Here is a 16,575-nt window from a genome sequence, read left to right on the forward strand (position 1 = left end):
GCACGTTGCGCGAGGGCGGACACGTCGGCAGGCCGGTCGCCGTCACAACGAGCATGACGGCGCGGGGGCGGCGCTGACGAACGCGATTTCTGTTGATCGGCTTCGCAAAACCTCACCGGTATCCGGGACCGCACCGCGGGGTGGGCGTGCAGCGCCCGAATTGGGGTCGGGGTGAGCGTTTCGTGAAAAAAGCGCGATTCTACCCGAGCCGCCCCGCGCGTGTGGGACTTTGTAACACTTTCGGGATGCCCTCAGGTTCGACGATGATAAGGAGAAATGGGCGAAAGCCAGTCACGGCGCACCTCGCACCGTGGGAAACGGACTATTACAAACTGTTAAAGGGTCAGATGCCCATCACATCCCGGCAAGGCAGAGATACTTCGTTTCAAGGTACTCGTCGATACCGTACTTCGACCCTTCACGGCCCAGTCCCGACTGCTTTACACCGCCGAATGGCGCGACCTCGTTCGAGATCGGGCCGGTATTGATGCCGACCATGCCCGCTTCGATGCCCTCGGCCACACGCCAGACACGCCCGACGTCGCGTGCAAAGAAATAGGACGCCAGTCCGAAGTCCGAGGCGTTGGCCAGGCGGATGCCATCCGCTTCGTCCTTGAAACGGAAGACTGGGGCCACCGGCCCGAAGGTTTCCTCCTGCGCGACGAGCATGTCGGCGCTCGCGTCGGCGACCACGGTCGGTTCGAAAAAGCGGCCGTGCATCACCTTCCCGCCGACGGTCACGCGTCCGCCTTTGGCGATGGCGTCTTCCACGTGACGCTCCACTTTGGCGATGGCCGCGTCTTCGATCAGCGGACCGATCGCGACACCCGTCTCGAAACCGTTGCCCACGCGCAGTTTGCCGACGGCCGCGGTGAGCTTTTCCACGAACGTGTCGTAAATGCCGTCCTGCGCGTAGATCCGATTGGCGCACACGCACGTCTGGCCGGCATTGCGAAACTTGGAGGCGATGCATCCTTCGACGGCGGCGTCCACGTCGGCGTCGTCGAACACCAGAAACGGCGCGAGGCCGCCGAGTTCGAGCGCGACTTTCTTGATCGTCGACGCGCATTGCGCCATGAGCCCGGCGCCCACGGGCGTGGAGCCGGTGAAGGAGAAATGCCGCACGCGCGGGCTGGACGTCAGGACGTTGCCGACGTCCGACGAGTGTTTCGACGTCACGACATTGAACACGCCTTTCGGCAAGCCGGCGCGCTCGGCAAGTTCTGCAAGCGCCAGCGCGCTCAACGGCGTGAGGCGGGCTGGTTTGACGACGATGGTGCAGCCCGCCGCGATGGCCGGGGCGATCTTGCGGGTAATCATGGCAATGGGGAAGTTCCAGGGCGTGATCGACGCGCACACGCCGATGGGCTGCTTGAGCACCAGCATGCGTTTGCCGCCTTCGGGCGAGGCGAGCACGTCGCCGTCCACCCGCTTGGCTTCTTCGGCGAACCATTCGATGAACGAGGCGCCGTAAGCGACCTCACCCTTGGCTTCGGCCAGCGGTTTGCCCTGCTCGGCGGTCATGATGGCGCCGAGGTCGTCCTGCGCCTGCATGATGAGATCGAACCAATGGCGCATGATGCGCGCACGTTCCTTGCCGGTCTTGCCGCGCCACTCCGGCAACGCGGTTTCGGCCGCGACCAGCGCGCGTTCCGTCTCTTTGGCGCCAAGGTCGGCGACTTGCGCGATTTCTGCATCGGTCGCCGGATCGTTGACGGCAAAAGTCGCGTGGGAGTCGGCTTGCGTCCATGCGCCGTCGATGTAGGCGTCGGTGCGCAGCAGTTCGGGGTCTTTCAGGCGGGCCTGCACCGGGTGTGCCTTGGCCGGGGCGCGAGCTGGCCGCGAATGCGGCGACGATCGGGTCGTGTGGGACGCTGGGGCGGCATGCGAGGGGCCGGAGGGGTGGCCGGAGGGGCGGGAGGTGCGGGATGACGACACGATCAGCTCCTTTCGATGACCGGGCGGCGCGCGCGGGGGGAGCAACGCCGCTCAGGGGATGGAAATGGATACGGATACGGCTTATCTGTCTGCCGGGTGCCAGCTTACGCCAGGACGATGCACAGCGGATCGCCACAAATGCAAACGCCGGCAGCCCGACGGGCCACCGGCGTTCGGAATGACTGGGGAAGCGCGGGCTGGTTTTACAACCCGAGATCCCGATACAGCACAGCCATGCGCGCGTCCACGTCGGCGGTCATTTCGATGGGACGCCCCCACTCGCGCGAAGTTTCGCCCGGCCACTTATTGGTCGCGTCGATCCCCATTTTCGAGCCCAACCCGGCTTTGGGCGAAGCGAAGTCGAGATAGTCGATGGGTGTCTGGTCGACGAGCGTGGTGTCACGGGTCGGGTCCACACGTGTAGTGATCGCCCAGATGACCTCTTTCCAGTCGCGAATGGCGACGTCTTCGTCCACCACGACGATGAACTTCGTATACATGAACTGGCGCAGGAAACTCCATACCCCGAACATCACCCGTTTCGCATGTCCCGGATATGCCTTCTTCATCTGTACGATAGCCATCCGGTAACTGCAACCCTCGGGAGGCAAATAGAAGTCGGTGATTTCGGGAAACTGCTTTTGCAACAGCGGCACGAAGACTTCGTTGAGCGCAACGCCGAGCACAGCCGGCTCGTCGGGCGGTTTGCCGGTGTAGGTCGAGTGATAAACGGCATTGCGGCGCATCGTGATGCGCTCGATCTTGAAGACCGGGAACCACTCCTGCTCGTTGTAATAGCCGGTGTGATCGCCGTATGGACCTTCGAGGGCATGGTCGTAACCGGCTGTCGCACCACGCGACGGCGGCGGGGGCGCCCCTTCCGGAACGACGCGCGGTTGCCCGGCCGGATAAATGAAACCCTCCAGCACGATCTCGGCGCGCGCCGGTACGCGCAGCGACTCCAGTCCCGGCGTGACGCACTTTGCCAGTTCAGTACGGCTGCCGCGCAGCAGACCGGCAAACTGGTACTCGGAGAGGGTGTCGGGCACGGGTGTCACCGCGCCGAGCATGGTGGCGGGATCGGCGCCCAGGGCCACGGCGATCGGGAACGGCTTGCCCGGGTTCGCCTGGGCAAACTCGCGGAAATCCAGCGCGCCGCCGCGATGGGCAAGCCAACGCATGATGACCTCGTTGCGGCTGATCACTTGCTGACGGTAGATGCCCAGGTTCTGACGCTTGCGGTGCGGCCCCTTCGTAATCACCAGGCCCCAGGTAATCAGCGGGGCGGCGTCGCCGGGCCAGCATGTCTGAATCGGCAGGCGGGAGAGATCGACGTCGTCGCCCTCCCATACGATCTCCTGACACACCGGACTGCCGACTTCCTTCGGCGCCATGTCCCACACCGCTTTGGCCATGCCGAACAGCTTGCCGGCATCCTTCAGCCCGCGCGGCGGCTCGGGTTCCTTGAGTGTCGAGAGAAGACGGCCGATATCGCGCAGCGAGCCCAGCGCGTTCCCCCCGTCTTCGACGCCCATCCCCAACGCCACGCGTTCAGGGGTGCCAAACAAGTTGGCAAGCACCGGCATGTCGTAACCCGCCGGCCGCTCGAACCACAAGGCCGGCCCTCCCGCATTGAGCACGCGATCGGCGAGCGCGGTCATCTCCAACACCGGCGAGACCGGCACGTCTACGCGACGAAGCTGGCCGGATCGCTCCAGTTGCGCGGTGAAGTCACGAAGATCGAGATATTTCATGAAACAAACCGTTACGAAAAATTTTACGAAATTCATACGTCCGGGGTAAACGGCCGTTTGAATCGCGCGAATGTCGGAGTGACACCCTTGTAAACGCGGGGTGAGGCAGGGCATTTTAACGGTCAAGCCCGCCGGACGTCACGGCAAAACGGGGGTTGCAAATTACTTTTAGTAATTATTTGTCTGAATAATAGTATTGACGGATTATATATCGCTGCTACAATCCGCCCGTTGAATCCAGAAAGGCGGCTTCGAGGACGGGTAGGCCGACCCGCTCAAGCTTAGCGACAACTACAACATCGACGTGGATTTTCAGTGGCTGGTTTTCTCACCGAGGTCGGGAAGCCAGTGTTTTAGGAAGCAGCGCGAGCGATAGCTCGTCAGCGCCAGAGACCTGAACAGGTCGGCGCGCTGCGGCGGTAGCGGCATCGTCAATGACAAACACGATGCACCGCCTCGTTCCATATGCCGTAAGTAAGCGTTTCACGGGATGCCTGGCGGGCATACCGGCTTACTTCCTTACGCCCCGGGGCCACCCCGTGGTGACGGCGTAACCGGAGTACGTAGTATGAAGAAGTCTGGTTTATCACCGTGGCTGCTGGCCGTGTTGGGTGCGCTTCGCGCGCGCGGCGCGGCAACGGTAGCCGTGGCTCGCCGCGATTGGCGTCGTCTGGCATGGCACGGCGGTCGTGCAGGACTGTATGCGTCCAGCGCGGTCGGTCTGGTCGCCGTGGTCGGCACGCTGGCGTTGTGGGCCCGACCGACGTGGCGCGCGGATCTGGCGTCGCGCGTAGGTCCGCTGCTCGAGGCGGCCACCGGTTCGGCCAACGCGGCCAGCCAGGGCGCCAACGGCGGCATGGTCGCTCGAGGCACGCCGTCCGACTCGACGATGATGGCGCAAGCCGCGCAGCACGTGCCGTCGGCCGCTGTGCTTGCCGCCTATATTCCGAACCAGCGTGTGGCGGCCGATGCGCGCGCCACCAAGGTGCTCGATACGCGCGAGCAGATCGCCGTGGCCGACTATCTCGCACGCCGCTATCGCGTGGCGGGTGACGTGACGGGCAATCTCGTGCGTGCTGCTTATTCGACCGGCAAGGAAGTCGGCCTCGATCCGCTGTTGCTGCTCGCCGTGATGGCGATCGAATCGGGCTTCAACCCGTATGCGGAGAGCACGGTCGGCGCGCAGGGCCTCATGCAGGTCATGTCGAAGGTGCATCAGGACAAGCTCGAATACTTCGGCGGTCCGGAAGCGGCCCTCCACCCGCTCGCCAACATCAAGGTGGGTGCATTGATTCTGAAGGAATGCATCGCGCGCGGCGGTTCGCTCGCCGGCGGTTTGCGTCTGTATGTGGGATCGACCAGTGCCGGCGACGGCGGCTACGGTGCCAAGGTGCTTGCCGAGCGCGATCGTCTGCGCGGCGTGTCCATGGGACGCAAGGTCTCGCCCAACGAGCCGCAGTCGCCGGTGATCGTCAGCTCGGCCAAGCCGGTGGCGAAGCCGGTCTCGGCGGGCAAGTCGGAAGACACCGCGGAATCGGCGCCTTCGCCGGCAGCATCGACGTCGGCCGGCAAGGCCGCGTCGACCGGCAAGCTCGAGGCGGACGACAGTACGGCGGCCTGAACGGCCCGTGACCTCGCACGATGTGCCACGGCCGGCGTATCCGACGGTTCGCGATGCTATCTATATAGTAGAGACGTGGCAGCAGCCAATAAAAAACCCATCGAAGCGATTCGATGGGTTTTTTGTTTGGACGCCGCAGAACGGCAACGCCAATGTGCCGATCCCGCTGATCCCGCTGATCCCCCCGATCCCGCCGATTCGCTCAACCAGCGGCGAACACGTTACCGATCCGGTCCATCGCTTCGCGCAACTGCGCGAGGGACGTTGCGTACGACAGGCGAATGTACTGATGCGGTTCGGCAAAGCCGAAGTCCAGCCCCGGCACCAGCACGACATCCGCCTGCTGAAGCAGCGATTGCGTGAGCCGGTCGCTGTCGCAGGCATCCGGGTGGGGGATGCCCGTGCAGTCTGCGTAGACGTAGAACGCGCCGTCCGGCATGACCGGCACCTTGAAGCCCAGTTGCTCCAGGGCCGGCACGACGTAATCGCGGCGTTGGCGGAAGGCTTCCTTGCGTTGCTCGTAGATCGCGATCGTTTCCGGCAGGAAGCACGCCGTTGCCGCATGCTGAGCGACGGCGGACGGACAGATGAACAGATTCTGCGCGAGCTTCTCGAATGTCGGCACCATCGTGGGCGGTACGACCAGCCAGCCCAGACGCCAGCCCGTCATGTTGAAGTACTTCGAGAAGCTGCTCACGACCAGCACGTCGTCGCCGAAGCTCAGGGCCGTGGTGGGTTTGCCGTCGTACGACAGACCTTGATAGATCTCGTCGACGAGGGTGAATCCCCCGCGGGCGCGTACCGCCTTGACGATGCGCGAGAGTTCGTCCGTCTCGATGGAGGTGCCTGTCGGATTCGACGGCGATGCAAGCAGCACGCCCTTCGTCTTCGCTGCCCAATGGGACTCGATGCGCTCGGCGGTCAACTGAAAACGCTCCGCCGGGCCGGACGGAATCAGCACCGGCTTGCCGTCGAACGTCGATACGAAGTGACGGTTGCACGGATAGCAGGGATCCGGCATCAGCACTTCGTCGCCCACACCCACGAGCGCCGCGCAGGCCAGCACGAGCGCTGCCGAAGCGCCCGCCGTCACAACGATACGCGACGGATCGACGTCCACCCCGTAAAAACTACGGTAGTAGCCGGAGATCGCCTCGCGCAACGCGGGAATCCCCATCGCGCCGGTGTATTGGGTGCGGCCATCGCGCATGGCCTTCGCCGCCGCTTCGATCACCGCCTCGGGCGCCGTGAAGTCCGGCTCGCCAATGCCCATATGAATCACCCGGTGTCCCGCCTTCTCCCGTAGCGCGGCCTGCTTGGCCAGTTCCATCACGTGGAAGGGAGCGATATCGTCGACACGTTGCGCGAGTGTCAGTGCGGGAGCGAGGTTAGGCGTGCGGTCCATGGGCGGGGGGAGGGTTATCGGAAAAGCGGCAAGGCCAGCCGGACGTCAGGTGCCCTTGCCGCGACCGCCACTGCGGTTGGCTGCGACTTCCGCCGGGCGCACTTCGGCCGCGAACTTGTCGAGCACACCGTTCACGAAGCGGTGGCCGTCCGGGCCGCCGAACGTTTTCACGACTTCGACCGCTTCGTTGATCACCACGCGGTACGGCACATCCTGAAGATGGATCAGTTCGTACGCACCGGCGATCAGCGCGGCGTGTTCGATGGGCGACAGTTGGGCCGCCGGCCGGTCGAGATGGGGCTGGAGTTGCTTCGACAAGGCATCGGCCTCGCGGATGCTGCCGTACAGCACAGCCTCCAGCAAGGCCTGGTCAGCCTTGTCGTATCCGGGGGTGGAGCGCAGGTGAGCATCGATCTCACTCGCGTGGCCGCGCGAAATCAGCCATTGATACACTCCTTGCAGCGCAAATTCGCGCGCGCGGCGCCGTGCACTCTTCATTACCGATCTTCCTCTTCTTCATCTTCGTCTTCATCCGATCCGTCGTCGCCACCGAGCACGTCGAGGGCTTCAAGCAGATTGGCCATTTCCACCGCCACGCGGGCAGCATCGCGGCCCTTCTCGGCGGCGCGCACTTCGGCCTGTTCGTCGTTTTCGGTCGTGAGCACCGCATTGGCGATCGGAATGCCGAAATCGAGGCCGATGCGCGTAATACCGGCACCGCTTTCGTTCGACACCAATTCAAAGTGGTATGTCTCGCCGCGAATCACCGCGCCGAGCGCGATGAGCGCGTCGAACTGGCCGCATTCGGCCATCTTTTGCAATGCCAGCGGGATTTCCAGCGCGCCGGGCACCGTCACGAGCAATACGTCTTCGCCGTCGACGCCCAGGCGTTCGAGTTCAGCCACCGCGGCTTCGCGCAGGGCGGCGCAAATGGCGTCGTTGAAGCGGGCTTGCACGATACCGATGCGCAGGCCTACACCGTCGAGTTCCGGCTGGTATTGTCCGATTTTCATAATGGTCTTCCTCAAAAAAGTACCGTCCAGGCGGTGCGGCCAACGTAGTACCGGCACGCCCGAGACAGGCGATGCCCGGCAATATCACGCCCGGCCTGCATGGGGCGGGGCGGCGATATGGGGATACTCAGGCAGCTTCGGCGCCGGGCATCGGCTGGAAGCCGGTCACCTCAAGGCCATAACCCGCCATGTTGGGAATCTTACGCGGGCTCGACAGCACTCGCATTTTACCGACGCCAAGCTCGCGCAGGATCTGCGCGCCAACGCCGTGCGTGCGGAAGTCCACCGGGCGGCGCTTCGCACGTGCCGCCTTCTCGGTTTCGTCGAGGGCTTCGAACTGATTGAACAGATGCTCTGGCGTTTCCACGCAGTTCAGCAGCACGACCACGCCCTTGCCGGCCTCGGCAATTGCCTGCATCGCGCCGGCCAGCGTCCACGAGTGCGTGGACACACCGGTTTCGAGCAGATCCATGACCGACAGCGGCTCGTGCACGCGCACCAGTGTTTCTTCTTCCGGGGCAGGGGTGCCGCGAACGAGCGCCAAATGCGGGTTGCCGCTCGGCTTGTCGCGATACAGCGTTGCCTGGAACGGACCCCATGCGGTTTGCATTTCGCGCGACGCCACCGTCTCGATCATCGACTCGGTGCGGCTGCGGTAGTGAATCAGATCGACGATCGTGCCGATCTTGATGTTGTGCTGCTCGGCGAATTCCATCAACTGCGGCAAACGCGCCATCGTGCCGTCGTCGTTCATGATTTCGCAGATGACGGCGGCCGGCGTGAGCCCGGCCATCGCAGTCAGGTCGCATCCGGCTTCCGTGTGACCGGCGCGCACAAGAACGCCGCCGGGCTGCGCCATGATCGGGAACACGTGACCCGGCTGGACGATGTCTTCGGGGCGGGCATCGCGCGAAATCGCCGTTTTCACCGTATGCGCACGGTCGGCGGCGGAAATGCCCGTCGTCACGCCTTCGGCCGCTTCGATCGACAGCGTGAACGCCGTGCCGTATTGCGTACCGTTGCGATACGTCATCAGCGGCAGATTCAGTTGCTTGCAGCGGGCTTGCGTGAGCGTGAGGCAAATCAGACCCCGACCATACTTCGCCATGAAATTAATGGCTTCGGGCGTGGCAAATTCGGCTGCCATGACCAGGTCGCCTTCGTTCTCACGATCTTCCTCGTCGACGAGGACTACCATGCGGCCGGCCTTCAGCTCGGCAATGATTTCTTCTGTAGTGGCCAACGGCATAGCGACAACGCGGGGCTGAATTTGGAAAGGCTCTATTCTACGCCAAGCCGGTGCGCGCCAGCGTCCGATCTCGCGCGACGGCACATGGAAATGCGGCAATACAAAGGTATTGACCTAAGTATTTGCTGCGACTATAGTCAGGCACATGGCTAACCAATCCATCCCTCTCGACCGAATCTTTCAGGCGTTGTCCGATCCGACACGGCGCGCGGTCGTCGAACGCCTGACGATGGGCCCGGCGTCCGTGAGCGAGTTGGCGCGTCCGTTTTCGATGGCGTTGCCGTCGTTCTCGCAGCATCTGAGCGTGCTGGAAGACAGCGGGCTCGTCGTCTCACGCAAGACCGGGCGCGTGCGGACCTACGCACTGGAGACGCGAACGTTGGCAGGCGCGCAGGATTGGCTCCAATTGCAGCGCGACAAGTGGACGCGCCGCCTCGATCAACTTGATGACTATCTGTTGCAAATGAAGGAGACGTGACCATGAGCCTTGCCAAGCCGTCGAATCAAGCCGCCCTTTTCTCCGTCGATCCGAAGCTCGATCTCGTGCTCGAACGGTACGTCGACGTGCCATGCGAGCGTGTCTGGGCCGCGTGGACGCAGGCCGAGCATCTCAAGAAGTGGTTCACGCCCGCGCCGTGGCAAACGATCGAATGCGAAATCGATCTCCGCCCGGGCGGGTTGTTTCGCACGGTAATGCGCTCGCCGCAAGGGCAGCAATTCCCGAACGTCGGCTGCTATCTGGAAGTGGTGGAAAACTCGCGGCTCGTATGGACGAATGCGGTACTGCCCGGCTTTCGTCCGGCACCCGCGCCGCAGGCCGAACATGGTGGCTTCCAATTTACGGCAGCCGTGCTCATGGAGGCCCAGGGCAAAGGCACCCGCTACACGGCGATTGCGATTCACGGCAACGAAGCCACGCGTGCCCAGCACGAGGCCATGGGCTTCCACGACGGCTGGGGCAAGGCGCTCGACCAGTTGGTCGATTTGATGAAGTGATGCGGTGGCCGGCGCGGCGCCCCGCCCGGTCCGGTCGGATTGTCCGTTCTGTCCGCACTGTCCGGCCGGCGAGAACCGTTGTTGCACCGCGCGACCGTGGATGTGAAAAAAGGGGGGATGTGCCCGAAGGCGCATCCCCCTTTTCGTCGCCGGACGGCGATCGCTGCGTTACGTGACGTTCATGCGCCGAGATAGGCGCGCTTGATGTCGTCGTTGGCAAGCAGGTTGTCCGCCGAATCGGCGAGCACGACACGGCCGGTTTCGAGCACGTAACCGCGGTCGGCCACATGCAGCGCCTTGTTCGCGTTCTGCTCCACCAGAAACACCGTCACGCCTTCCTCGCGGATCACGCGAATGATGTCGAAAATCTGCGCGATCACTAGCGGCGCCAGTCCGAGCGTCGGTTCGTCAAGCAACAGCAGGCGCGGACGGCTCATCAGCGCGCGACCGATCGCCAGCATCTGCTGCTCGCCGCCGGACATGGTGCCTGCGCGCTGTTTGCCGCGTTGCGCGAGTCGCGGGAACAACTTGAAGACGTGGTCCATACCGGCATCGATTTCGTCGCTGGAGGCGAAGAAGCCGCCCATCTTCAGGTTCTCGATCACGGTCAGGCTCGGAAACACGCGACGGCCTTCCGGCGAGATCGCCAGGCCCATGCGCATGATTTCGTGCGTGGGACGCGCGGTGATGTCGTTGCCCTCGAACATCACGCGGCCGCTCGACGCGCGAGGGGTGCCGCACACGGTCATCATCAGTGTGGTCTTGCCTGCGCCGTTACTGCCGATGAGCGTGACGATTTCACCCTTGTTCACTTCGATCGACACGCCCGAGAGCGCTTCGACGGCCCCGTAATGGGTGTGGATCTGTTCCAGCTTGAGCATTATTCCTCCCCGAGGTAGGCCTTGATGACGCGCGGGTCGTTGCGCACCTCGTCGGGCTTGCCGGTCATGATCGGCTTGCCGTGTTCCATCACGAGAATACGGTCGGACACCCCCATCACGAGACTCATGTCGTGCTCGATGAGCAGCACCGAAATACCGAACTCGTGACGCAGGTTGTCGACCAGTTGCTGCAACTCGACCTTTTCCTGCGGGTTGAGACCGGCCGCGGGTTCGTCGAGCATGAGCAGACGCGGCTCGGTAATCATGCAGCGCGCGATCTCCAGCCGGCGCTGATGCCCGTACGACAGCGTGCCCGCCTCGCGGTTGGCAACCGGTGTGAGGCCGAGGCGGTCGAGCCACATCTTGGCGCGCTCAAGCGCCTTGCGCTCCGCCTGACGGAACGACCCCGTCGAGAACAGCCCTTGCAGGAAGCCGCTGTGCACGCTCATATGCTGCGCGACGAGCAGGTTTTCCACGACCGTCAACTGACGGAACAGGCGGATGTTCTGGAAGGTGCGGACCAGGCCGCGCCGGGCGACCATGTGACTCGGCAGGCCGGTGATGTCGTCGCCGTCGAGCGTGATCGAACCGCCGGTCGGGCGATAGAACCCGCCCACGCAGTTGAAGACGGTCGTCTTGCCGGCGCCGTTCGGACCGATGATCGCCAAGACTTCGTTCTTGCGGACGTCGAATTCGACGCCGTCGACGGCGAGCAGACCGCCGAAGCGCATCTGAAGGCCGGAGAGTTTCAACAGTTCTGCACTCATTGCGGCAACTCCACATGCGGGCGGGTGGCGGGCAGCAGGCCTTGCGGACGCCACATCATCAGCAGCACCATCACCAGACCGAAGATCAGCATGCGGTACTCGGCGAAATCCCGCGCGACTTCCGGCAGGATCGTGAGCAGAATCGCCGCAAGGATCACACCGATCTGTGAGCCCATGCCGCCCAGCACCACCACGGCGAGAATCAGTGCCGATTCGATGAAGGTGAACGACTCCGGCGTCACCAGACCCTGACGCGCCGCGAAGAACGCGCCCGCCAGTCCGGCGAACGACGCGCCCAGCGTAAAGGCCGAGAGCTTGATGCGGGTGGGGTTAAGGCCGAGCGAGCGGCAGGCGATTTCGTCTTCGCGCAGGGCCTCCCAGGCACGGCCGATCGGCATGCGAATCAGGCGGCTCGTCACGAACAGCGTGAAGCCGACCAGCGCAAACGCGAGCAGGTACAGGAAGATCACCATATGCGAGCCGCTGTACGGCAGGCCGATGAGTTCGTGGAACGTCGTGGCCCCCTCGACACTGGCCGAGCGGGCCATCTCGAAGCCGAACACGCTCGGCTTCGGAATGCCCGACACGCCGTCCGGACCGCCGGTGAGGGTCGTCAGGTTGTTGAGCAGCAGACGAATGATTTCACCGAAGCCCAAGGTCACGATGGCGAGGTAGTCGCCACGCAGGCGCAGCACGGGGAAGCCCAGGAGAAAGCCGAACGTGGCCGACATGAGCGCGGCGAGCGGCAGGCATTCCCAAAAGGTCAGGCCGAAGTATTGGTTGAGCAGGGCGTACGTGTAACCGCCCACGGCGTAGAAACCGACGTAGCCCAGATCGAGCAGGCCGGCGAAGCCCACCACGATGTTCAGGCCGAGACCGAGCACGCAATAGATGAGCGCGAGCGTGGCCACGTCCACCGCGCCGCGCGAGCCGACGAACGGCCACACGAGCCCGACGGCGAGCAACACCCACATCGCGGTCAGTTGCTGACGGCGGCCCATTGCGGGCATCGTCGGCAATTTCACCGCGCGCTTCGTACGCAGCAGGAACGGCTTGATCAACTGGAACACGAACACGATGGCGGTCGCGATCCACACCGGCCGCCAGTGTTGTTCGAGCACCACCTTGTAGCCGTCGAGCTTCAGTTGCAGGCCCAGGATGGGGGCCGTGAGGATGATCGTCACGATTGCGGCGATGACCGCACCCTTGAGCGTCTCTCCTGCCGGCGCACGGTTGGCGGCGCCGGACTTCATGGTGAGTTGTTGTGTCATGGTCGACCTCAGACTTTCTCGACGTCGGGCTTGCCCAGCAGGCCGGTCGGGCGGAACAGCAGCACCAGTACCAGCAGGCAGAACGCCACGATGTCCTTGTACTCGGAGGGCATGTAGCCCGAGGCAAGCGTTTCCGCCAGGCCCAGCAGCACACCGCCCAGCATGGCGCCGGGAATGCTGCCGATACCGCCCAGCACCGCTGCCGTGAAGGCTTTGATGCCGGCGATGAAACCGATGTACGGATTGAGCTTGCCGATGGTCAGGCCGATCAGCACGCCGCCCACGGCCGCGAGCATGGCGCCGAGAACGAACGTGAACGAGATCACGCGATTCGTGTCGATGCCGAGCAGGTTGGCCATGCGCATGTCTTCGGCGCAGGCACGGCAGGCGCGGCCCATGCGCGAGTTGGCGATGAAGAGCGTGAGCAGAATCATCAACGCTACCGTCACGCCCACGATCAACATGCGAGCGTAGGGAATCGTCACGGTGAAGTCGCCCATCGGAATATCGATGGCACCGGAGATCAGCATCGGCACGGACACGTCACGCGCGCCCTGACCGATCTGCACGTAGTTCTGCAAGAAGATGGACATACCGATCGCGGAGATCAGCGGTCCGAGACGAGGTCCGCCGCGCAGCGGGCGATACGCCACCCGCTCGATCGCGAAGCCGTACAGGCCCGTGACCAGCACCGATACCAGCAGCGCTGCGCCCAGCACGAGAGGCAAGGGGTAGCCCGCCGCCGTTCCGATTGCAGTCAGTGTGACAAGCCCGACATAGGCACCGATCATGTAGATCTCGCCGTGGGCAAAGTTGATCATGCCGATGATGCCGTAGACCATTGTGTAGCCGATGGCAATCAACGCGTAGATCGCGCCCAGCGTCAGGCCATTGACCAGTTGCTGGGCGAGCTGTGGGAAAAATTCGTTCATGCGGGAAGCCTCGCGACTAGCGGGGGCCGAGCGCGAATGCGAGCCGCCCGCCGGGGGCGGCGGGCGGCTGGGGGTGATTCGCTGGCCGGTAAAGCGTCAGGGAATCAGTTGGCAGCGGTCTTGGTAGCGTCCTTGTGCCACGTGAAAACCACGAACTTGAACGACTTCAGATCGCCGGCTGCGTCATACGAAACCTTGCCGATCGGCGTGTCGAACGTGTTGGCGTGGAGGTATTTGGCAACCTTTTCCGAGTCCGTGCTCTTGGCGCCGGCGATGCTGTCGGCGATCAGCTTCACGCCGGTGTAGGCGGGCATCTGGAACGGGCCGTTCGGATCACGCTTGGCGTCGGCGAATGCCTTCACCAGCTTGGCGTTGGCCGGGTCGGCGGCGAAGTCGGCGGGCAGCGTGACGAGCATGCCTTCCGAGGCCGGGCCGGCGATAGCCGTCACGTCCTTGTTGCCCACGCCTTCCGGTCCCATGAACGTGGCCTTCACGCCTTGCTCGCGCGCCTGACGCAGCAGCAGACCCATTTCCGGGTGGTAGCCGCCGAAGTACACGAAGTCCACGCCTTGCGACTTGAGCTTGGTGATGACCGCCGAGTAGTCCGAGTCACCGGCGTTGATACCTTCGAACAGCACGACCGGCACCTTGGCGGCGTCCAGATCCTTCTTCACCGAGGTGGCGATGCCCTGGCCGTACGACTGCTTGTCATGCACCACGGCGACCTTCTTCGGCTTGACCTTGTTGATGATGTACTGAGCGGCTGCCGGACCTTGCTGGTCGTCACGGCCGATCGTACGGAAGATGAAGTGACGCTTCTTACCTTCGGTGAGTTGCGGTGCGGTGGCCGACGGCGTAATCATCACGACGCCTTCGTTTTCGTAGATGTCCGATGCCGGGATCGTCGAGCCCGAGCACACGTGACCGATCACGTACTTGATCTTCTGGCTGACGATCTTGTTGGCGACGGCGACAGCCTGCTTCGGCTCGCATGCGTCGTCCATGAACACGGCTTCGAGCTTGTTGCCGTTGGCGCCGCCAGCGGCGTTGACCTGTTCGATGGCGGTCAGCGCACCGGCCTTGACCATGTCGCCGTACTGGGCAACCGAACCACTGAACGGTCCGGCGATGGCGATCTTGACGGTCTCGGCGTTGGCAGCCGTTCCGAGGAGGGCGAGAGCAGCGGCGACGAACAGGGATTTGTGACGGAACTGCATTGTAGACATCTCCTTGATTTGTATTTTTTGACTACCCGGGCATGCGGTGGTCTTGATCGACTGCTGAACCTGGTCGGTATTGGATCATTCTGCCGTTGCCGGCTCGAACGATGCGCCATAGTAGCGTAATACGCTGCTCAATAGAAACAGGTATCCTGAGTCCATCCGAAACCCGCATGGATAAACGTTTTCAAAAGGGTCAAAAGAAAAAAATAAGAGTCGTCACAGTAATGCTCCGTAGTACTACGCAGATCAAAAATGTGGCGCTCGTGTCCGAATCCGGCAAATCGGGGTCACGTTGACGGATGCCGCCGGCTTGTCCATCAGGACATTTTGGATACAATCCGCGGGGCATTGAAATCCAATTTTCTTGTTTTGCTTTCAGGCGCGATATTCCGGGCGATGGTATGCGCGCGAATATATCGCCGGAATTGGCTGCATCGCCGGAATCGCCGGAATTGCCGGGATCGCCGGGATCGCCGGAATCAACGGAGTAACGAGGTAACGGAGTAACGAGGTAACGGAGTAACGGGGGAACGTGGTAACGGAATCAACGAACCCGTTCACATCGACAGCGCATGACGCTGGTTGCGCGCGCGCCGGATCAGCGCGAGAAACGCGGCGAGAATCGGTGAATCGTCGTCGCGCCGGTACATGCAGTTCAGCTCGATCAAGCGTAGGCGCTGCGACTTCAACGGCCGATACACCACGCCGGGCAGCCGCAGGTTGGCGGCCGACTCCGTCGTCACGCAAACGCCGAAGCGGCTTGCCACCAGCGCAATCGACGTCACCACGTCCTCCACCTCCTGTTCCACCCGCAACGTCACGCCCTCGGCGCGAAAGGCCGCCGCCACTTCTTCCGCAAGCCCGGGGACCGGTGCATTCGGATAGAGGATCATCCGCTCGTTATCGAGATCGGCGAGCGTGAGCGACGCGCGCTCGCACAGCGGATGTCCTTCGTAAAGCGCGACGAGAAACGGCTCCCGGTGTATCCAGTCGACCACCAGATCGGGCTCGTCCGGAATCAGCCGGTTGAAGCCAATGGCGATGCGTCGCTCGCGCAGCGCCGCGATCTGCTCGGTTTTCGACAGATTGTGCAGGCCGATCTTCACCGCCGGCCGTTCGGTATGAAAGCCCGCCAGCAAGCGTGGAATCACATTCAGAATGCCGGAGCTGAAGATGCCGACGTCGAGCCGCCCGATATACCCCTCGCCGGCCAGCCGCGTCTGCTCCTCGGCGCGGCGTGCGAGCGCCAGAATGTTGGGGACCTCGGCGAGCAGTGTCTGCCCCGCGGCGGTCAGTGTCGCGCCCTTGGGCGTGCGCACGAACAACGGCGTGCCCAGTTGCGCTTCGAGCGCGTGGATGTGGCGCGTGAGCGGCGGCTGCGCCATGTTCAGGCGCTCGGCCGCGCGTCCGAAGTGACCTTCCTGCGCCACAGCGAGGAAGTAGCGCATTTGTTTGATGTCCATGAGCCGTCCTATGGCCGTCGTTCGATCGGCCGATGTCACACCTTGATACCGAAATGGTATCG

General features: G+C 63.3%; 15 protein-coding genes. 3 read left to right on the top strand and 12 right to left on the bottom strand.

Features of this window, described 5'->3' with window-relative positions:
• Positions 1-354: 354 nt before the first annotated feature.
• Positions 355-1,809 carry an NAD-dependent succinate-semialdehyde dehydrogenase gene (locus tag AB870_RS05240; protein ID WP_047907202.1) on the bottom strand — a complete coding sequence of 485 codons (1,455 nt, stop codon included), beginning with the start codon at positions 1,807-1,809 and terminating at the stop codon, positions 355-357.
• A gap of 332 nt (positions 1,810-2,141) precedes the next feature.
• Entirely contained in the window at positions 2,142-3,692 is a 1,551-nt protein-coding gene (locus AB870_RS05245) for a UbiD family decarboxylase (RefSeq protein WP_047908827.1), read from the bottom strand.
• A 568-nt stretch (positions 3,693-4,260) separates the two neighbouring features.
• On the opposite strand from AB870_RS05245, the gene AB870_RS05250 reads away from it, so the two are divergent.
• Positions 4,261-5,313: a lytic transglycosylase domain-containing protein gene (locus AB870_RS05250; protein ID WP_064674774.1), complete on the top strand. Its 1,053-nt coding sequence runs from the start codon at positions 4,261-4,263 to the stop codon at positions 5,311-5,313.
• Positions 5,314-5,515: 202 nt separating this feature from the next.
• Here AB870_RS05250 and AB870_RS05255 read toward each other — a convergent pair whose 3' ends face one another.
• From AB870_RS05255 to ribBA, 4 genes are all read right to left on the bottom strand, one after another.
• Positions 5,516-6,718 carry a pyridoxal phosphate-dependent aminotransferase gene (locus AB870_RS05255; RefSeq protein ID WP_047907203.1) on the bottom strand — a complete coding sequence of 401 codons (1,203 nt, stop codon included), beginning with the start codon at positions 6,716-6,718 and terminating at the stop codon, positions 5,516-5,518.
• A gap of 45 nt (positions 6,719-6,763) precedes the next feature.
• The gene (gene nusB / locus AB870_RS05260) at positions 6,764-7,216 is read right to left on the bottom strand and encodes a transcription antitermination factor NusB (RefSeq protein ID WP_047907204.1); all 453 of its coding nucleotides are present in this window, start codon (positions 7,214-7,216) and stop codon (positions 6,764-6,766) included.
• Positions 7,216-7,731 carry a 6,7-dimethyl-8-ribityllumazine synthase gene (ribH, locus tag AB870_RS05265; protein WP_047907205.1) on the bottom strand — a complete coding sequence of 172 codons (516 nt, stop codon included), beginning with the start codon at positions 7,729-7,731 and terminating at the stop codon, positions 7,216-7,218. The genes nusB and ribH overlap by 1 nt, the downstream gene beginning before the upstream one ends.
• 127 nt (positions 7,732-7,858) lie before the next feature.
• Entirely contained in the window at positions 7,859-8,980 is a 1,122-nt protein-coding gene (gene ribBA, locus AB870_RS05270; RefSeq protein ID WP_047907206.1) for a bifunctional 3,4-dihydroxy-2-butanone-4-phosphate synthase/GTP cyclohydrolase II, read from the bottom strand.
• 145 nt (positions 8,981-9,125) lie between these two features.
• Here ribBA and AB870_RS05275 point away from each other — a divergent pair, with 145 nt between their 5' ends.
• Positions 9,126-9,458: an ArsR/SmtB family transcription factor gene (locus AB870_RS05275; protein WP_047907207.1), complete on the top strand. Its 333-nt coding sequence runs from the start codon at positions 9,126-9,128 to the stop codon at positions 9,456-9,458.
• Between the two features lie 2 nt (positions 9,459-9,460).
• Positions 9,461-9,976: an SRPBCC family protein gene (locus AB870_RS05280; protein ID WP_047907208.1), complete on the top strand. Its 516-nt coding sequence runs from the start codon at positions 9,461-9,463 to the stop codon at positions 9,974-9,976.
• Between the two features lie 179 nt (positions 9,977-10,155).
• Here the strand turns inward: AB870_RS05280 and AB870_RS05285 are convergent, their stop codons facing one another.
• The 6 genes from AB870_RS05285 to AB870_RS05310 form a co-directional block, all read right to left on the bottom strand.
• A complete protein-coding gene (locus tag AB870_RS05285) occupies positions 10,156-10,857 on the bottom strand; it encodes an ABC transporter ATP-binding protein (RefSeq protein ID WP_047907209.1) in 702 nt (233 codons plus the stop codon).
• Positions 10,857-11,624 (bottom strand): high-affinity branched-chain amino acid ABC transporter ATP-binding protein LivG, encoded by a 768-nt coding sequence (gene livG, locus AB870_RS05290; RefSeq protein ID WP_047907210.1) that lies wholly within the window; start codon positions 11,622-11,624, stop codon positions 10,857-10,859. The genes AB870_RS05285 and livG overlap by 1 nt, the downstream gene beginning before the upstream one ends.
• On the bottom strand, positions 11,621-12,895 hold the full coding sequence (locus tag AB870_RS05295) for a high-affinity branched-chain amino acid ABC transporter permease LivM (RefSeq protein WP_047907211.1): 1,275 nt from the start codon (positions 12,893-12,895) through the stop codon (positions 11,621-11,623). Before AB870_RS05295 ends, livG begins: the two co-directional genes overlap by 4 nt.
• 8 nt (positions 12,896-12,903) lie before the next feature.
• A complete protein-coding gene (gene livH / locus AB870_RS05300; RefSeq protein WP_047907212.1) occupies positions 12,904-13,827 on the bottom strand; it encodes a high-affinity branched-chain amino acid ABC transporter permease LivH in 924 nt (307 codons plus the stop codon).
• A gap of 104 nt (positions 13,828-13,931) precedes the next feature.
• Positions 13,932-15,044, bottom strand: a complete 1,113-nt coding sequence (locus tag AB870_RS05305; RefSeq protein ID WP_157112241.1) for a branched-chain amino acid ABC transporter substrate-binding protein — start codon at positions 15,042-15,044, stop codon at positions 13,932-13,934.
• A gap of 563 nt (positions 15,045-15,607) precedes the next feature.
• The gene (locus AB870_RS05310) at positions 15,608-16,513 is read right to left on the bottom strand and encodes a LysR family transcriptional regulator (RefSeq protein ID WP_047907214.1); all 906 of its coding nucleotides are present in this window, start codon (positions 16,511-16,513) and stop codon (positions 15,608-15,610) included.
• Positions 16,514-16,575: the final 62 nt, after the last annotated feature.

The sequence above is a fragment of the Pandoraea faecigallinarum genome, from assembly GCF_001029105.3.
GTDB lineage: Bacteria > Pseudomonadota > Gammaproteobacteria > Burkholderiales > Burkholderiaceae > Pandoraea > Pandoraea faecigallinarum.

Excerpts from the sequence above, each read along its gene's own strand:
- AB870_RS05245 (WP_047908827.1), bottom strand. The coding sequence starts at position 3,692 with ATGAAATATCTCGATCTTCGTGACTTCACCGCGCAACTGGAGCGATCC.
- AB870_RS05250 (WP_064674774.1), top strand. The coding sequence starts at position 4,261 with ATGAAGAAGTCTGGTTTATCACCGTGGCTGCTGGCCGTGTTGGGTGCG.
- AB870_RS05255 (WP_047907203.1), bottom strand. The coding sequence starts at position 6,718 with ATGGACCGCACGCCTAACCTCGCTCCCGCACTGACACTCGCGCAACGT.
- nusB (WP_047907204.1), bottom strand. The coding sequence starts at position 7,216 with ATGAAGAGTGCACGGCGCCGCGCGCGCGAATTTGCGCTGCAAGGAGTG.
- ribH (WP_047907205.1), bottom strand. The coding sequence starts at position 7,731 with ATGAAAATCGGACAATACCAGCCGGAACTCGACGGTGTAGGCCTGCGC.
- ribBA (WP_047907206.1), bottom strand. The coding sequence starts at position 8,980 with ATGCCGTTGGCCACTACAGAAGAAATCATTGCCGAGCTGAAGGCCGGC.
- AB870_RS05275 (WP_047907207.1), top strand. The coding sequence starts at position 9,126 with ATGGCTAACCAATCCATCCCTCTCGACCGAATCTTTCAGGCGTTGTCC.
- AB870_RS05280 (WP_047907208.1), top strand. The coding sequence starts at position 9,461 with ATGAGCCTTGCCAAGCCGTCGAATCAAGCCGCCCTTTTCTCCGTCGAT.
- AB870_RS05285 (WP_047907209.1), bottom strand. The coding sequence starts at position 10,857 with ATGCTCAAGCTGGAACAGATCCACACCCATTACGGGGCCGTCGAAGCG.
- livG (WP_047907210.1), bottom strand. The coding sequence starts at position 11,624 with ATGAGTGCAGAACTGTTGAAACTCTCCGGCCTTCAGATGCGCTTCGGC.
- AB870_RS05295 (WP_047907211.1), bottom strand. The coding sequence starts at position 12,895 with ATGACACAACAACTCACCATGAAGTCCGGCGCCGCCAACCGTGCGCCG.
- livH (WP_047907212.1), bottom strand. The coding sequence starts at position 13,827 with ATGAACGAATTTTTCCCACAGCTCGCCCAGCAACTGGTCAATGGCCTG.
- AB870_RS05305 (WP_157112241.1), bottom strand. The coding sequence starts at position 15,044 with ATGCAGTTCCGTCACAAATCCCTGTTCGTCGCCGCTGCTCTCGCCCTC.
- AB870_RS05310 (WP_047907214.1), bottom strand. The coding sequence starts at position 16,513 with ATGGACATCAAACAAATGCGCTACTTCCTCGCTGTGGCGCAGGAAGGT.